This window comes from Salinivirga sp. (assembly GCF_055145285.1).
Genome location: NZ_JBSRDC010000027.1, coordinates 17,358 through 34,301, shown reverse-complemented (window position 1 = coordinate 34,301; position 16,944 = coordinate 17,358). Strand labels below are relative to the sequence as shown.

The following is a 16,944-nucleotide window of genomic DNA, read 5'->3' as shown; positions in this document are numbered from 1 at the left end:
TGAATTGTTTTTAGTTGGTAATCAAATTTAGTAATAATATGCTGGGAATGCTACTCTTTCCCTATAAATATAGACCATTTATAAGCCGGTTTTGTTTGCTGAGATTGGTATGTATTATATTTTTCACAGATCGGTTTATCCATCGAAGTTTTGATGGTTTGTGAAAGATTTCGGGTATTGGGCTTTTAAATTTTCGGGATGAAAAACTTCAAAAATATTTCTTGCTTTTGTTAGTAGAGCACATTAATTTTGTAAATTGTTAGTTTATAATTAATTAAACAAACCAGTTATGAGAAAAATATTTATTCTTTTTACAGTTTTTTGGTTGCCCGTTTATTTGTCGGCTCAATATATTACGAGTGGATCGGGAACTGTTTTTACACCCGACTTGCTTGCCGATTCAGCCGGGAGCCAGTTTACGGCAGCAGGAAGTAACTATACCCTTTCTGGGGAGATTGTTATTTCAACAGGCGATACGTTGATGCTTTCAAATGCTGACAGCCTGTTTTTTGAAACCACGGGTGATTTGCGTATAGAAGGTACAATGATAGCAGAATCGGATCAATTACTTGTAATTACGGCTGTAGATTCTACGCTTGGTTACGCAGGAATTACCTTTGACGAAAGTGTTGGCTCGGTTTTACAAAACATTGAGTTCCGATATGGCGGCGGAGTGAAGTTGTTGTATTCAGACGTATATTTCAATAACTGTGCATTTTATAAAATGACCGATGCCAATGGTTCCGGAGCAATTAACCTCTTGCAATCCAATCCGGTTATTGAATACTGTAATTTCACACAAAATTTCAGGTCTGCCATAAGTTCAGGTGCTACTGCAGCATCATCGCCGGTTATTAGATATAATAATCTCTACCACAACAATACCGAAAATGGCAACAGACCACAGATTAACCTTGGTACGAGTGATGGTGTCAATGATATAGTTATTCGCGGTAATGTTATCGATGGAAATTACGATGAGACCGGGGGGCTTAGCCTGGCAACTCTGGCCGGTGGTAATGTTTCTGCAATTGTAGATAGTAATGTGATTATAAATAACCGGTATGGAATTAATCTGCAAGGTGCTGTGGAGGCAAACATATCGCATAATCATATTCTGGATAATAACCTGGAGGATAACCCATTCTATGGTGGGTCCGGTATTGCTTTCAGTAGTGGGGCGCAAGCTACGGTAGCACATAATATCATCAGGAATAACTTATGGGGTATTACCATTCAGAATGGTGCGCAGCCTAACGTTGGTGAGATAGACCCCGATACCGTAAACATTGGACATAATTATATCTACGAAAATGGAAATGGGGGCGTGCTATACAATTTATACAACAATTCAGACGGAAATATTTACGCTCAAAATAATTGGTGGGGAACATCTTCAGTGTCTGAGGCAGAAGTTGGCATCATTGATCATGCCGATGATACTACGCTCGGAGTGGTATATTACGAGCCTATTTACATATTAAATACCGAAAAGGAATTTCACTATTTTGCATTTGATTTGAATGATACTGTAATTGAAGCCAGTATTGACCAGCAAAACCTACTTATTACAGCTACTCTGCCTGAAGGGTCAGATATTAATTCATTAGCACCTTTATTTGAAGTGAGTGAGTATGCAAGGGTACTGGTAGATGGTAATTTGCAGCAAAGCGGACTATCGATACAAGATTTTGCAGATACTTTACAGTACACTGTTGTTGCAGAAGATTCTACCAGTGTTACATACAAGGTAGCTGTAGATGTGGCTACTTCCATAGAATCCGGTCAACAAATTGCTGTGGATATATTTCCAAATCCATTTAGGTCCAATTTGAATTTAAAAAGTAGTGAGAGAATTGTGCGTGCTACAGTATTCAATTTGACTGGTCAGATGGTTCAGGATATTCAGTCGCCGGGCCATAATGTGGCAATCAGAACTAGGAGCTGGATGCCGGGTATGTACCTGATGCGTTTGCAATTGTCAGACGGTACACATTTGAACCGGAAGCTGATTAAGAAATAAAACATGCATGCAAAATAAAAGCCGGCTGGGAGGCCGGCTTTAGTTAAGTGTTATGGGAATTAAAACTTACCTCATTTCCTTATTGAAAACTATTTTTATCATGTAGGTTTTTCCATGGAGGTAAGGGTTCGTTACTTGCACGTTTTTCAGTTCTTTTTTTACATGGTCTACAAATACCTGCTCGCCTTGCACATTTGTGGCATTTAGCGTACCATCTTCATTCACATCAAATGTTACCCATACTCTAGCGTTGGGTATGTCTTCATCCACATTCGACGGATAATCCATCACTTTCTCAAGTGTATTGTGAAGCGAAGCATTAATTTCTGCTGCAGGAACAGGCGGGTTACTAGCTATGGCAGCAGCGTTCAAAAAGATTACGGAAACAAATGCAATAGCAATTACTTTTAAGTTCTTCATGGTTTTAGGTTTTAAAGGTTAATAATTAAAAGGGTTCTGTTATGAAGACGACAAAACTCCTCAAGTGTTACACTTAATATAAACCAATTATATGTCGAAAGCATTAAGTATTTGTTATTCAGTGTTTTGTTCTAATAAAAAAATAAAATAAATTCTTATTATTGTGCGTTTCCGTGCACTTCATATTACATAAAAGCACAAAAGAAACACTGGCAGGTGTTTCTTTTGTAAAAATGATTTAAAATGAATTTTGTCCCCAATGCTTATCCGAGGTCATTTATCCACTCTAATTTTTTTATGTCTTTTATAGAAATGCGTCTTCCGTTAATATCTATAATATTTTCTTTAGCGAATGCTGAAAGGGTCCTGATGGCATTAGAAGTTGTCATGTTGGAGAGGTGGGCAATATCTTCTCTCGAGAGATAAATGTTGATGGTATGTCCATCTTCCTCAAATCCATAGGTGTCTCTCAGAAAGAGCAGGGATTCGGCAAGGCGGCCACGTATATGTTTTTGTGTAAGTGTTACTGTTCTTTTATTGGCAAAGCCCAATTCGTAAGCCAATGATTTAATGATGCGCATTGAGAAATCGGAATTCTGACGAATAATACTTTCCAGCGCTTCTCTTCTTATGGTGCAAACCTTGCTGTTTTCGATAGCCTGGGCAGAGGCTATGTGGTTCTCGTCGGCAAAAAGTGCACGATAACCTATAAAACTTACCGGTTTGGCCATTCTTACAATTTGTTCACGGCCACCGACGCCCTCTTTGAAGATTTTTACTTTTCCTTCCTGCAGGCATAAAAGTCCACTTGGGCGCTCTGCTTCTTTAAAAATAATTTCGTTTTTCTTAAAGGAGGTACAGGTGTAATTTTCGTACAGAAGCTTTATTTCATCTTCATTAAGCGTACTAAATACTGAATTGTTTTTTACGAGTACATCTATGCAGCTATCTTGATTTTCCATAAGTTGATTTTTTTCACAAGCTTAAAATTATATATTTTTTACGAGTAAAACCACATTTTCAATATGGTGAGTATGTGGAAACATATCTACCGGTTGTAATTTCTGTACATTGTATTTAGTGTGAAGCAACTCTAAATCACGAGCTTGTGTGGCCGGATTGCAGCTTATGTAAACAATTTTTTTTGCTCCTGAATTAAGAATTACATCCACCACATCCTGATGCATTCCTGCACGGGGCGGGTCAGTTACAATAACGTCTGGTGCTCCATGAGTTTCAAAAAATTCTTTGTTTAGCAGGTCTTTCATGTCGCCTGCAAAAAAAGAAGTGTTCTCAATATCATTTAGTTCTGCATTGACGCGGGCATCTTCAACCGCTTCTTCGATATATTCTATACCGATTACTTTTTTGGCTTTGGAAGCTATAAAATTGGCTATGGTTCCGGTGCCAGTGTATAAATCATAAACAATTTCACTACCGTCGAGGCCGGCAAAGTTTCTGGCTACCTTGTACAATTCATAAGCCTGATCGCTGTTTGTTTGATAAAACGATTTTGGACCGATTTTGAATTGTAATCCTTCCATTTCTTCGAGCAAATGGTCTTTACCATGGTAATTGATTACTTCCTGATCGGCAATGGAATCATTTGCTTTGGCATTGATAATGTAATTTAAAGAAGTAATGTCCGGAAATGTTTCTTGAAGGTGGTTTAGCAGTTTTTCTCTTTTCGGTTGATCATCTTCATAAAAAACTACGATAACCATCCATTGACCCGATGAGGTATTTCTAACGATTAAATTCCGGAGTAAACCATGATGGTTTCTGATATCAAAAAATGTATAATTGTTTTCTAATGCGAATTTTCTGACTTCGTTTCTAATATTGTTTGAGAAATCGGCTTGCAAATAGCAGGTTTCAATATCCAAAACTTTATCGAACATTTTGGGCACATGAAATCCAAGAGCATTAAGGTCGTCATGTGTCTTATCTTGTGCTATTTCATCTTTAGACAGCCATCTGCGATTAGAGAATGTAAATTCCAGTTTATTCCTGTAATACCGTGTTTTGGCTGAACCCATTATTGGCGATACTTCAGGCAAAGGTATTTTGGCAATTCGTTCGAGATTATCTACAACTTGTTGTTGTTTTGCTTTGAGTTGCTCTGCATAGGGCAAATGTTGCCACTTGCATCCTCCGCATGTGCCAAAATGCTTACAAAAAGGCTCTATTCTTTTGTCTGAATATTTGTGGTATTGAGTAACAAAGCCCTCCAGAAAGTTTTTTCGCTTACGGGTGACCTGTATATCTACGATATCTCCTGGTGCTGTATAGGGTGCAAAAACAACTTTGTTTTCTACGCGCGCTAAGGCTTTCCCTTCAGATCCAATATCTGTGATTTCTACTTCTTCGAGTAATGGTTTTTTTTTATTTCTTCTTCCCAAAGCTATTTCTTTTTTGTAGTCTGTTTTCCTTTAATCAAAACTTATGCCGAAGACGCTGTTAATGGCATGATTCGGTGCCTTTAAGGGCTGAAAAGGTATTTTTATCTGTTATAGTCCGTTTTGGCGTTTTAGTTTGTTGTTTTTTTGACATTTTAAGGGTGAAAATGTGAAATTTTTCCATATTATAAGTTGCATTTTCAGGGTTGGTCAAACATTCGATCGATGATGGCGATTTGTTCGTCGTTGATGCGTTCATCAATTTTGAGACTATTCCTGATAACCGCACTACGTGCTGTCATTTCCATTAATTCGAGCCGGTCGAATGCCTGGAGCAGCGTCTCGCCGATTGTGAGTATTCCATGATGCTGTAAAATAATTGTATTGCCATGCTTAATGGCATCTGATGCAGCTTTAGCCAATTCGGGTGTGCCCATGGTGGCGTAGGGTGCAAAAGTGGGTTTACCAAGCATGGCACGTGCTTCACCGTTTATTCTTGTATCTATCAGATTTGGTTTAGCCGAAAGGGTTGTGGCAGTGAATGGGTGTGCATGTACAATGGCTTTGATGTCTTGTCTTGTTTTGTAAATCTCTACGTGCATGGCTGTTTCCATGCTCAGTTTAAGCTTTGGCGTAAGGTTCTTGCCATCTATTGTGATTACACCAATTTGCCGGCTCTTCATATTACCTTTATCTGTTTGCGAAGGAGTGATGTATATTTTATTATTAACGCGCACACTCACATTTCCTCCACTTGTTGTGGTAAGTCCTTTAGCATAAAGCCGGTTCATGAACACGGCAACTGTTTTTTTGGGTTTGCTGTTCATTTTTTCTGAAGTTATGTTGTCAGTAAAGCAAGTATAGATTTTTTGTTGGGTTCAATTATTCCTTTTTCGGTAATTATTCCTTTCACAAGACTTGCAGGCGTAACATCAAAAGCCGGATTGATAGCTTCAGACCCCGGGTTGCTCAATCTTATGGTGTGTAATTTGTTTTCAGCATCGGGTCCTGTGGCATAATGCACTTCATCAGCACTTCGTTCTTCTATGTTGATTTTTTTTCCATTGGGCAAACCGGGATCAATTGTAGAAATGGGGGCTGTAACGTAAAAAGATATTCCATAATATTTGGCCACGATAGCTTTTTCGAGGGTGCCAATTTTATTGGCCACATCTCCATTGGCAGCAATGCGGTCGGCCCCGGTAATGAGTACATCTATTTTTCCCTGCTGCATGAGCGATGCTGCGGCATTGTCAGCAATGATGGCGTGTGGAATTTCCTGGTTGTGTAATTCCCATGCTGTAAGCCTTGCTCCCTGACTACGGGGCCGTGTTTCATCGGCATATACAAAAACGTTTTTGCCTTGCTCATGGGCCACATATACAGGTGCCAGTGCTGAGCCATAGTCTACAAAAGCCAGCCAGCCGGCATTGCAATGGGTGAGTATATTTACGTTGTTGCTTAAAATCTTATTGCCGTTTTCTCCGATAGCCCGGCCAGCTGCAGCATTAGCGTCGGCAAGTTCTTGCGCCTTTTGCATTGCCGATTCTGGCGATTTCAGTGCTGCTTTATATACAGCTTCAACACTGTAAAACAGGTCGTAGGCTGTGGGGCGGGTTGATTCTATGGTGTTTCTGGCTTCGTTTATAAAGTTTTTATAATTGTCAGCATTAGCTTCATAAGCTGCCTGGGCCATGGCAAAAGCTGCAGCTCCCCCTATGGCTCCTGCACCCCGGGTAACCATTTCTTTGATGGCCCTGCAGGTGTCTGTATATTTTTTGGCTTTGAATATTTGAAACTTGAAAGGCAACAGGTTTTGTTCAATAAGATGAACCGTTGTACCTTCTATCCAAACACTGCGGTAGTGTTGATTATTTACTTTCATGATGTTTATGGATTAAAAAAAAGCCCGTAGTTTATCACTTACGGGCTTGGTATTTTAATCATTTTTTTATTCGATATATCGTCCAAGGACAATTTGTAAAATCAATCCCAATACAATTAAACCTCCACCAATGGCCAGAGGTGTGTTGCTTAATGAAGGGCTTAATGTTTTAATAGCCAAGATTATCACGCCTATCAGTATGACAATTATCCCGAGATTTTTAACAAGATTTTTCATGGTGCTTATAGTGTTTAGATTTTTGTTTACAGATACGGGCATAAAAATAGGAATTTTGATTGGAAAAAAGCGAAAAAAGAGCTAAACTTTCTTGTGCTATTCATCAGGAATTAATTGTTTAATTCGTTCTATCTGTTTTTGTTTGTTTACTTCGCGCAAGTTGTTGGCCGTTTCAGTAAAGTATTGGTGCAATGAAATGAATTTTACCTGTAGTTTGTTCCAGGAGTTAATATCTCCAATTTTATCCTGTGCTTTTAATTCTTTATACAGGGTATTCGATACGGGAATAAAATCACTACGTCCCAGATAATCCAGGTCGGCATCGCACATTATGCGTTGCAATTTATTTTTTGGTTCGGGCGGAAGCTGGGTAGCCATTATTAAATTACAGATTTGTTCTATTTGTTCTTCTGTGTAGTGGAAATCAGGCAACATTTTGCGGGCCATCTGGGCACCATGATATTCGTGATTTTCGTATTCAACGGTATGGCCGGCATCGTGGAACAGTGCAGCTGTTTTTAGTAGTAAGATTTCTTCGTCCTTAACGCCTTCGCCAATACCGATAAGTTCTGCCTGGGAAGTGACGTCTATGGTATGTTTCACATTATGGTAATACAGGTAATCGGGTAGTCCCTTTTCCAGAATATCCAGTACAATTTCCTGCAAATCGGAGAATTGTCTGAGCAGGTATCGTGTGTTGAAAAAATGGTTAGGTTCGCGCCCCTTTTGGTCTTTTGAGAGTTCGGGACGAATACCTTTCACAGAATACATGTCCACATCGCCTTTGTATTTTACCGGCATTTTGCCAAAATATTCACAAACAAAGTATTCCCGCACCATTTCGTAGGTCATCACTGAAATGTTGATTTCGCCTGCTTCGCAGGCTGCTTTCATTCGGGTTGCAATGTTTACCGTATCTCCTTTTAGGTTGTACGATACTTTCTTTTTTCCCATGGTTGTGGCAGTAACCGGTCCGGTGTGCATGCCAAACGTTATTTCCCAGATTTTTTTATTGTTTTGCAGCCGTTTTTCCTGTATGGCGTTAACTCTATACCGCATTTTCAGGGCCGCCATTACCACATCGATGGGGTTTGTGATATTTTTTACAGGTACACCACCGGCACTCATGTAGGTGTCACCAATGGTCTTGATTTTTTGTATGTTGAAACGTTTCGATATTTGGTCAAATTCAAAGAATATTTGGTCCAGTTCATCGATGATATCATGTGAGTTTGATTCTTCGTAAAGTTTGCTGAATCCTTCTATTTCAGCAAAGAGAACGGTGGCCATCTTGAAGCGAAGCGTTTTTTCCCGGGATTTGCCTTCCGGCTCGTGCTGTATGGTTTTAAGTTCTTTTAGTTGATTTTTGAGCGTGTCGTTTTCTTCTTCAAGAGCATCGTTGGCTTCCAATAGCTTCTTGTTTTGCATGGAAAGCTCTTTGTTTTCCTGCATGAGCCGGGCAATCCGTTTAACAAGGTCTTTTTCTTCGCTACTCATTGTGGTTACTTTTAAGCAAAATACTAAAAAAGGAACACTTGCCAAAATAAAGATGTTCAGGCTAATTAGCGCTTTTCGATGCTTTCTGACAGAAAATGATTTTTTCTGTTGAAAGCAAACCATATCGTTTGAGTTCTTCCTGAGAAAGTTCTTCGGTGAGGTCTGCTACGTTAACTGAAAAGCCGGCTTCTTGTAATCGGTTGGTATAATCTGCTCCATAATATCTAACATGGTCGCGTTGCCCAAAGCGTCGCTCTTTTTCCGCAGGGTCGGTAATTGTGTTGTCTTCAACTGTTTTGGGTTCATGCCATTTAATAGGCACTTGAAAAATGGCCCATCCGCCGGGTTTAAGGACACGATAAAATTCTTTCATGGACTGCGCGTCTTCCCAAACATGCTCGAATACGTGGTTGCACATAGCTGCATCAAACTCATCGTTTTCAAAGGGCATTTTGCGAATATCCATTTTTACTTCGGCCCAGGGAGACGATAAATCGCCGGTTACGTAATCAAGGTTTTTTTGTTTTTTGAAAAGTCTGAGGAAACAATATTCCGGAGCAACATGTAAAAATTTAATTTTGTCCGTGAAAAAGTTTGTATGGTTTTTCAGGAAAAGCCAAATGGCCCGATGTCTTTCCAGCGACATACTATCCGGGGCCAGTGCATTTTGTCTTGCATTAATGCGTCCGTAGGGCAGTAATTTTCGGTATGTGATACCGTTAATGGGGTCTTTGTATTGCTTGCCACGATAAAACAGACTGACGATTCTCAGAAAGAAATGTCCGACTCGTTGCATGGTCTCGCGTGGAATAAAACGGGTTATAAATTGTATAATTTTTTGCATTGTTGACTGATTACAAATTTTGAGGCTTATTTTTTGAAATATTCATCCAGTAATTGATGTGCTGCCTGAAATGAGCTTTTACGGTTATTTAGAACGTCCTCTTCAAAAGATTGAAGTTTGGTTTTGATGTCTTTTTGTGTGTAAAAATGGGTTTTTAATTTTTCGTTAATGGTTTCGTACATCCAGTATTTGGCTTGCTCGTTTCTTTTGGCGAGCCAGTATTGGTTTTTCTTTGTCAGGTCTTTATAGTCCGTAATGGTTTGCCACACATTATTAATATCGATATTGTGCAGTGCTGAGCAGGTGAGTACTTTGGGTGTCCAACCTGATGGAGAAGGAGGGAAGAGGTGTAAAGCACTGCTGTATTCTGCTTTGGCCTGGCTGGCTTTATTTTTATTATTTCCGTCGGCTTTGTTTATGGCTATGGCATCGGCCATTTCCATAATACCGCGTTTTATACCCTGCAGTTCATCGCCTGCTCCTGCCAACATGAGTAACAGGAAAAAATCGACCATAGAGTGTACCGCCGTTTCGCTCTGACCAACACCCACGGTTTCAATGAATACGATATCGAAGCCAGCAGCCTCGCATAAAAGCATTGATTCGCGGGTTTTTCGCGCTACTCCACCCAGAGATCCTGCTGAGGGTGAGGGCCGAATAAACGCATCAGGATTATTAGCCAGCGTTTCCATGCGGGTTTTGTCGCCAAGTATAGAGCCTTTCGACCTTTCGCTGCTGGGGTCTATTGCAAGTACAGCTAATCGTTGTCCGCGTTGGGTTATTTCATTGCCAAGCGATTCGATGAATGTGCTTTTTCCTACTCCCGGTACGCCCGTTATACCAATGCGCATGGACTTGCCTGCAAGAGGCAGGCATTGCTCTATAATTTGTTGTGCTATTTCCTGGTGTGCAGGCAGTGAGCTTTCTATGAGTGTGATGGCACGGCTTAATATGGCCCGGTCACCATTCTTAATACCGTTAACGTAATCTTCAAGTGTGAGCTTTTTTCTGCGAAATTTTTGAAAATTATTTCTGGCCTGCGGGCTGATGCTGGGTGGTTGCTCTACACCCTTATTGACATGTAATGCACTTTTATTGGTGTTTTTATTTTTAGAACTCATTGTTGAGGTTTTTCTAATCACAAAATGACAATCAACTTACTGCTTTGTTTAAATTCTTTGTTGATGGTTGTATGGTATGCCAATATAATGAAAAATCTGGCAGCATGTTTCGCTGCCAGATTTCTTTGTGGTTAATGTATCGCTAAAAAAGTTTTGGTCCTTTATCTTTTACTTTTTTTTTACTGTTCCTCTTATAATCAATGTGGTAATGCTGTTTTCAGGGTCGTTGGCATAAATGCGTATGCTTTTATGCTGTCGATTTCTTTTACCTCTTGAATGAAAAATTGCTTTAATAGCACTTGACTCACCTGGTTTAATTGCTTGTTTTGGTGGGGCAACAGCTGTACATCCACATGTAGCATGCACTTTTTTTATAACGAGGTCGCTTTTACCTGTATTTGTGAATTTAAATTCGTGGGTAATTTTTGCACCTTCTGTGATGGTGCCAAAATCAAATTTAGTGTCTTCGAACTGGATGTGAGGTGCATTGGCAAGCTCTTCATCGGAGAGATGAGAGAAATCTTCTTTTACAATAGCGGTTGTGGCAATACGGTGGTGAGGATTTTGTTCTCCGTTAATTATTAGGCTCATTCTTCCGCGCATGTAACCAAGGTCATTGGTTTTGGGGCCATGAAAGGTTGCCTTGATTTGACCTTTTTCATCTGGCTTGAGGGTTTTTGGCTCAAAATTTATGTCGATATACTGGGGAACTCTTTTCATGGAGAGTGTGACCGGTTTGTCAGATACATTTACAATTTTTAGTACTTTGAGTTTTTTCTCACGGTTTGTAACATTCATAAAGGCAAACTGGGTATTATTTAACCTGATGGCACCCAATTTTCTTGGATAATCGTCTTCAATTGAACGAGGTTTGGGGGTTACTTTACCTTTAATGCGCAAAACTACATTTGGGTTATCGGCAGAATTGCTATAAACCCTGATGGTTTTACTGAATGGTCCGGGACGGTTCTTAGGATTATATTCTGCAGATACAAAACCTTTTTCACCGGGATTAATGGGCTTTTTTGTGTGTTCTGAACTTGTGCAACCACATGTTGGGTTCACCCTGTTGATGATTAATGGAGTAGAACCGGTATTGGTAAATTCAAATTTGTATTTGGCTATTCCATCCTGCTCGTTAATGGTTCCATAGTCATGAACGGTTTTGTCAAAAGCAATGTGTGGTCTCTGCTGCTGTGCTGATGTCATGCCTGAATTGAGTAAAAAAGCGGCGATGAGTATCAAATATAATTTATACATAGTTTAATTTTTTGAAATTATAACGGTTACAAATTTAAAAATTGTTTGTGCTTTATATCTAATTTTCTGAATATTTTTAAGGTAGCGTACTTTTATTAACCCTTTTGAAAAAAAGATTTATTGGTATTTCCCCATAATCAAGTAATACAACCAGCAATAATTTATATCGTTCTTAGTTCTAAAGCTTTTGAAATGTCATTGCCAGATGGATTTTGATATATGCTAAGGTCAAATTCATTTATGGCTGCCAGTAAATGATCGAAAATATCGGCCTGTATCCTTTCAAATTCTACCCACTGTTGTACTTTACTGAACACATAAATTTCGATTGGGATACCTTTTTCGGTGGGTTGCAACTGGCGGATTAAAAAGGTCATTTCGAGATTGATCATGGGATGATGCCGGAGGTATTCTTCGACGTATTGCCTGAATACCCCAATATTGGTGAGGCGCCTGCCGTTGGCCATTAAGCTTTGGTCTACTCCCTGGCTTTGGTTGTATTCGTTTACTTCTTTACGTCTTTTTTCTATATAATCGGATAACCTGTGAATTTTTTGAAGTTTATTTAATAGCTCTTCTGAGCAAAACTTAATTGAGCGTATATCAATGTAGATTGATCTTTTAATACGTCTTCCACCTGATTCCAGCATGCCGCGCCAGTTGCTGAATGATTGAGATACCAATGCATATGTGGGTATAGTCGTGATGGTTTTATCGAAGTTCTGAACTTTAACGGTATTCAGGGTAATTTCGGTCACATTCCCATCGGCTCCGTGGCTTGGCATGGTAATCCAGTCACCAATATGCACCATTTTATTTAAGGATAACTGTATGCCTGCTACCAGGCCCAGAATGCTGTCTCTAAAAACTAACATGAGTACGGCAGCTAATGCTCCAAGTCCTGCGAGCAGTGCTCCCGGCGATTTACCCAGCAAAACAGCCAGGATGATAATGATTCCAAAGAAGTATATGAAAATTTGTACTACCTGTACATATCCTTTTATTGGGCGGTCTTTAGAAATGGGACTACGTTTATATATTTCGTTTGCGGATGTAATGAATGAGTCTAAAACCAAAATTCCAATAAAAACCATGTAAATATACGTTAGCTTTTGAATGAAATTTACCCACCCCGGAGCATCAGGAAAAGCCAATTCAATGAGAAAGTATACAACAATTGCAGGAGCAAGATGGCTCAGACGATCGAATACTTTCCGCTCAAAAAACACATCGTCCCAGGTAACTTTCGATCTGTGCACAAAATATTTTATGCTTTTTAAAATTATGCGTTTGGCAATCCAATCTGAAATGAGACTAATTAGTATGATTGCCAGTATGTTAGCGCCTGTATAAAAAACATCTACCATGCTTGGATTTATACCGGTACCTTCGAGCCATGACTTAAAGATTACTTCTAATTCTTCCATTGGGCACTATATTTGATTATTATTGCAAAATAAATAAATTATGCACAAAGTATATCCTTTTCTACTGTTATTGTTTTTATCTTTTGGTGCTAATTCCGCATCTTTTGGGCAGGCACATAAAGATTTTGATTTAGATCGGTCTCTGCGGATTGATTTTATTCTTACAGGTGAAAAAATAGTACAAAAGGCCGGGCTTTTACGATTGAAAGAGGAGAAGTATTGGTCGGGTACTCAGCATAGTCTTATTTGGCCATTTGAATATGGTACCTATCAAATAGAGGTTTATAACGATGCGGATAAGCTTATTTTTAAACAAGGCTTTTCAACGCTTTTTGAAGAATGGCAATCAACGGGCTTGCCCAAATATGGAGCTGCATCATTTGAGCAGTCCTACAATATACCTTACCCTAAAGATGATGTCCGGGTAAAATTATTGGTAAGAAAGGGGAATGATTTTGAAATTCTGAACACGTGGAAAATTAATCCTTCGGCGGATAATATAATAAAAGAATCAGCTAATCAGGAAGCAATACTTATTGCAGGAGAGGGCGATTACAGAAATAAGCTTGACCTGGTTTTTCTTGCTGATGGTTATAAAGCTTCAGATTTAAAAAAGGCCCGTAAAGACGCCAAAAGGTTTGGGAAGTTTTTATTCAGAAATGCACCATTTAATGATTACCGGAAACATATCAATATTTGGCTGGTGCATAAGCCGTCCATTGAAAATGGTGTTGATGAGCCATGCAAAGGTGTTTTCAGGAAAACTGCTTTGGGTAGTAGTTTCAATACTTTGAATTTGAAACGATATCTTTCTGTACAGGAATTTTTTAAAGTAAAAGATGTGGCAGCTGCAGCTCCGTACGACTTTATTTTAGTTATGGTTAATACAGAGCGATATGGCGGAGGGGGTATATTTAATCATTTTTCTGTTTTTTCTGCAGATGGACCCGATGCAGGGAAAGTGTTTTTGCATGAGTTTGGCCACCATTTTGGTGCTTTGGCCGATGAGTATTTTAATAGTGAGGTATCTTATGAAGATATGCTCGATACCACAATTGAGCCCTGGCAACCTAACATTACCACCTTGGTTAATTTTGACGGTAAATGGCCCCATTTAATCGACGATGGTGTACCTGTTCCTACACCTCGTATTAATAAATTCGAAGATAAAACAGGCGTTTTTGAAGGTGGTGCATATCTGAAGAAAGGTGTTTTTAGTCCTGCTATGGATTGTCGAATGCGCACCAATAAAGCTAAGGGTTTCTGTGAGGTTTGTCAGTCTGGTATTGAAAAGATGCTTTTGCTATACGTATCGCAAAATATTGAATAGGTTTATTATTTTACCAATTGCTCCAGCACTTTTTCAATTTCCGGACCACGTAGATTACGTGCTATTATTTTCCCGTCCTCATCAATAAGAAAATTACTTGGAATACTACGAACATTGTATTTTTGAGCAGGTTTGGCATACCACCCTTTTAAATCACTAACATGATATGGCCATTGCAGGTCGTCGGCTTTGATGGCTTCAATCCACGCTTTTTTATTTTTGTCGAGCGATACGCTAAAAATTGTGAAGCCGTCTCCATTCACAAATTCTTTGTCTTTATATTTTTCCCAGGCCCTTACAAGGTTTGGATTTTCGTAGCGGCAGGGCCGGCACCATGAGGCCCAAAAATCAATAAGTACAACTTTACCCCGCAGTTCAGATAAGGCGAGTTGTTTGCCATTGGGGGTTGTGTTCTCTATTTCGGGTGCGATATTGCCAACTTCTGTACCTGTTTCTTGTGAAAATGTAATGTTTGAAAAAAATAGAAATGCTAAAATCAATCCGGCTGTTTTCATTATATGTCCCTTAATTCTATGTGATTTATCTTTTAACGATAATAATAAAGGTTTTGTTTTTATTCCATTCTGGTGATTTTTGCACCCAGATTATTTAGTCTTAAATCTATGTTTTGATATCCACGGTCTATTTGTTCTATATTATGGATTTGACTTACGCCATCGGCTGAAAGGGCTGCTATGAGCAAAGCTACGCCTGCACGTATATCAGGGCTGGTCATCACTGTTGCTCGTAGTTTGTTGGCTCTGTTTAGACCAATAACAGTGGCTCTGTGTGGGTCGCATAAAATGATTTGCGCTCCCATGTCAATGAGTTTATCTACAAAGAACAGGCGCGATTCGAACATTTTTTGATGTATCAATACACTTCCACTGGCCTGCGTGGCGACTACCAGCATTATACTGAGCAGGTCAGGTGTAAGGCCGGGCCACGGGGCGTCATCAATAGTAAGAATTGAGCCGTCAATGAATTTTTCTGCTTCGTAGCGTGATTGTTCGGGTATGTATATATCGTCGTCCTGGAATTTAAATGCTACGCCCAGTTTTTCAAAAGACCGGGGTATAATTCCCAAATGCCCTACACCTGCATTTTTTATGGTGATTTCACTTTGGGTCATGGCGGCCATTCCTATAAATGAACCTACTTCAATCATGTCGGGCAGGCAGCGGTGTTCGCAACCACCGAGTTTCTCTACACCTTCAATTGTCAATAAATTGGATGCAATTCCTTCGATATTGGCACCCATTTTCACGAGCATTCTTGATAATTGCTGCACGTATGGTTCGCAGGCGGCATTATAAATTTTGGTGGTTCCTTTGGCCAGCACTGCACCCATCAATACATTGGCCGTTCCTGTAACGCTGGCTTCTTCGAGCAACATGGTGTTACCAGTGAGGTGTTTGGTTTTGGCTGTAAAGGCACTTTCTTTCGGGTCGAATTGGAAATCGGCTCCAAGTTTATTCAAACCTACAAAATGCGTGTCGAGGCGGCGTCTGCCAATTTTATCTCCACCCGGTCTGGGAATGTACACTTCTCCAAATCTGGCCAGGAGTGGACCAGCAATCATGATAGACCCTCTGATGGTTTGGCTTTGTTGCCTGAAAGTATCTGATTTCAAATAGTCGAGATCTACATCGTCTGCCTGAAATGTGTAGCTGTCAGTAGTATTTTGGGTGACTTTTACATTCATTCCCCGCAAAAGTTCAATTAACTTATGCACGTCGCGAATTGCAGGTATATTTGTAATAGTTACAGGTTCGTCGGTAAGTAAGACAGCGCAAATAACCTGAAGTGCTTCGTTTTTAGCACCTTGTGGCGTTATTTCTCCTGATAGCTGATGTCCCCCTTCGATTACAAAACTAGCCATTAATTGCGGTTTTTACGGTTTGTTTTTTTCTTTTTGGGTTTGGCAAGTATATTACGTGTTTCTACCAGCTTGATATCTTCTTTGAAAGTAATGTCTTTTTCGGCCAATTTAATAAAATCATCAATGATTACATCATCGTTTACAGCCTCTTTGTTCCATTTAACATATGATTTTTTTAGCTGATTGGCGAGCAGTTCAATAAGCACTTCCTGCTCTTCCGGCGAATAATTGTCGATTTTATCCATCATGTTTTGAATGATTTTGCCGTAGTGTTTTTTCTTGAATTTGCCCTGGGTGTAGGGGAGTGGATCGGGTTTGCGGTTGAGTACTTCTTTTTTGGGCATTTCAAACGGTGCATCGATATCTAAATCGAAATCAGCCATAATAAAAAGGTGGTCCCAAAGCTTGTGTTTATAATCTCCGTTTTCTCTCAGGTTAGTGTTTACCTGGGCCATAACCGGGATTAGTGCGTGAGCTGCTTTTGAACGCTCATCTTTGTCTTCAATAGTTTTTATATGTTGCACGAGCTTTTGGATGTGTCTGCCATACTCGGCCAAAATCAATTCATCTCTTGTTGTGTTATATTCCATTTTGTTTGTTTTTCGGTAAGCTATATTGT

At 39.6% G+C, this 16,944-nt stretch carries 16 protein-coding genes; 2 read left to right on the top strand and 14 right to left on the bottom strand.

What is annotated here, in order from left to right; genetic code table 11:
- Positions 1 to 289: 289 nt before the first annotated feature.
- A complete protein-coding gene (locus ACTB0Y_RS05635; RefSeq protein WP_463205833.1) occupies positions 290 to 2,023 on the top strand; it encodes a right-handed parallel beta-helix repeat-containing protein in 1,734 nt (577 codons plus the stop codon).
- 66 nt (positions 2,024 to 2,089) lie between these two features.
- Here the strand turns inward: ACTB0Y_RS05635 and ACTB0Y_RS05630 are convergent, their stop codons facing one another.
- The 11 genes from ACTB0Y_RS05630 to ACTB0Y_RS05580 form a co-directional block, all read right to left on the bottom strand.
- Complete coding sequence (locus ACTB0Y_RS05630; protein WP_463205832.1) at positions 2,090 to 2,443, bottom strand: hypothetical protein; 354 nt, start codon at positions 2,441 to 2,443, stop codon at positions 2,090 to 2,092.
- 263 nt (positions 2,444 to 2,706) lie between these two features.
- Positions 2,707 to 3,405, bottom strand: a complete 699-nt coding sequence (locus ACTB0Y_RS05625; protein WP_463205831.1) for a Crp/Fnr family transcriptional regulator — start codon at positions 3,403 to 3,405, stop codon at positions 2,707 to 2,709.
- A gap of 27 nt (positions 3,406 to 3,432) precedes the next feature.
- Positions 3,433 to 4,845 (bottom strand): 23S rRNA (uracil(1939)-C(5))-methyltransferase RlmD, encoded by a 1,413-nt coding sequence (rlmD, locus tag ACTB0Y_RS05620; protein ID WP_463205830.1) that lies wholly within the window; start codon positions 4,843 to 4,845, stop codon positions 3,433 to 3,435.
- A 197-nt stretch (positions 4,846 to 5,042) separates the two neighbouring features.
- The gene (locus ACTB0Y_RS05615) at positions 5,043 to 5,669 is read right to left on the bottom strand and encodes a class II aldolase/adducin family protein (protein ID WP_463205829.1); all 627 of its coding nucleotides are present in this window, start codon (positions 5,667 to 5,669) and stop codon (positions 5,043 to 5,045) included.
- An 11-nt stretch (positions 5,670 to 5,680) separates the two neighbouring features.
- Complete coding sequence (mtnA, locus tag ACTB0Y_RS05610; protein ID WP_463205828.1) at positions 5,681 to 6,727, bottom strand: S-methyl-5-thioribose-1-phosphate isomerase; 1,047 nt, start codon at positions 6,725 to 6,727, stop codon at positions 5,681 to 5,683.
- A gap of 66 nt (positions 6,728 to 6,793) precedes the next feature.
- Positions 6,794 to 6,964: a hypothetical protein gene (locus tag ACTB0Y_RS05605; RefSeq protein ID WP_463205827.1), complete on the bottom strand. Its 171-nt coding sequence runs from the start codon at positions 6,962 to 6,964 to the stop codon at positions 6,794 to 6,796.
- Between the two features lie 96 nt (positions 6,965 to 7,060).
- Complete coding sequence (locus ACTB0Y_RS05600; RefSeq protein ID WP_463205826.1) at positions 7,061 to 8,461, bottom strand: adenylate/guanylate cyclase domain-containing protein; 1,401 nt, start codon at positions 8,459 to 8,461, stop codon at positions 7,061 to 7,063.
- A gap of 61 nt (positions 8,462 to 8,522) precedes the next feature.
- Entirely contained in the window at positions 8,523 to 9,305 is a 783-nt protein-coding gene (locus ACTB0Y_RS05595; protein WP_463205825.1) for a class I SAM-dependent methyltransferase, read from the bottom strand.
- Between the two features lie 26 nt (positions 9,306 to 9,331).
- Positions 9,332 to 10,426 (bottom strand): methylmalonyl Co-A mutase-associated GTPase MeaB, encoded by a 1,095-nt coding sequence (meaB, locus tag ACTB0Y_RS05590; RefSeq protein ID WP_463205824.1) that lies wholly within the window; start codon positions 10,424 to 10,426, stop codon positions 9,332 to 9,334.
- A gap of 168 nt (positions 10,427 to 10,594) precedes the next feature.
- Entirely contained in the window at positions 10,595 to 11,686 is a 1,092-nt protein-coding gene (locus ACTB0Y_RS05585) for a DUF1573 domain-containing protein (RefSeq protein WP_463205823.1), read from the bottom strand.
- A 161-nt stretch (positions 11,687 to 11,847) separates the two neighbouring features.
- Positions 11,848 to 13,113 (bottom strand): mechanosensitive ion channel family protein, encoded by a 1,266-nt coding sequence (locus ACTB0Y_RS05580; RefSeq protein ID WP_463205822.1) that lies wholly within the window; start codon positions 13,111 to 13,113, stop codon positions 11,848 to 11,850.
- A 40-nt stretch (positions 13,114 to 13,153) separates the two neighbouring features.
- Between ACTB0Y_RS05580 and ACTB0Y_RS05575 the strand changes: the two genes are divergently transcribed.
- Entirely contained in the window at positions 13,154 to 14,443 is a 1,290-nt protein-coding gene (locus tag ACTB0Y_RS05575) for a M64 family metallopeptidase (protein ID WP_463205821.1), read from the top strand.
- 5 nt (positions 14,444 to 14,448) lie between these two features.
- Here the strand turns inward: ACTB0Y_RS05575 and ACTB0Y_RS05570 are convergent, their stop codons facing one another.
- From ACTB0Y_RS05570 to ACTB0Y_RS05560, 3 genes are read right to left on the bottom strand one after another with little or no spacing between them, the layout of a single operon-like run.
- Positions 14,449 to 14,958, bottom strand: a complete 510-nt coding sequence (locus ACTB0Y_RS05570; RefSeq protein ID WP_463205820.1) for a peroxiredoxin family protein — start codon at positions 14,956 to 14,958, stop codon at positions 14,449 to 14,451.
- A 59-nt stretch (positions 14,959 to 15,017) separates the two neighbouring features.
- Positions 15,018 to 16,325 carry a UDP-N-acetylglucosamine 1-carboxyvinyltransferase gene (murA, locus tag ACTB0Y_RS05565; RefSeq protein ID WP_463205819.1) on the bottom strand — a complete coding sequence of 436 codons (1,308 nt, stop codon included), beginning with the start codon at positions 16,323 to 16,325 and terminating at the stop codon, positions 15,018 to 15,020.
- Positions 16,325 to 16,915: a DUF4290 domain-containing protein gene (locus ACTB0Y_RS05560; RefSeq protein ID WP_463205818.1), complete on the bottom strand. Its 591-nt coding sequence runs from the start codon at positions 16,913 to 16,915 to the stop codon at positions 16,325 to 16,327. The genes murA and ACTB0Y_RS05560 overlap by 1 nt, the downstream gene beginning before the upstream one ends.
- Positions 16,916 to 16,944 lie beyond the last annotated feature (29 nt).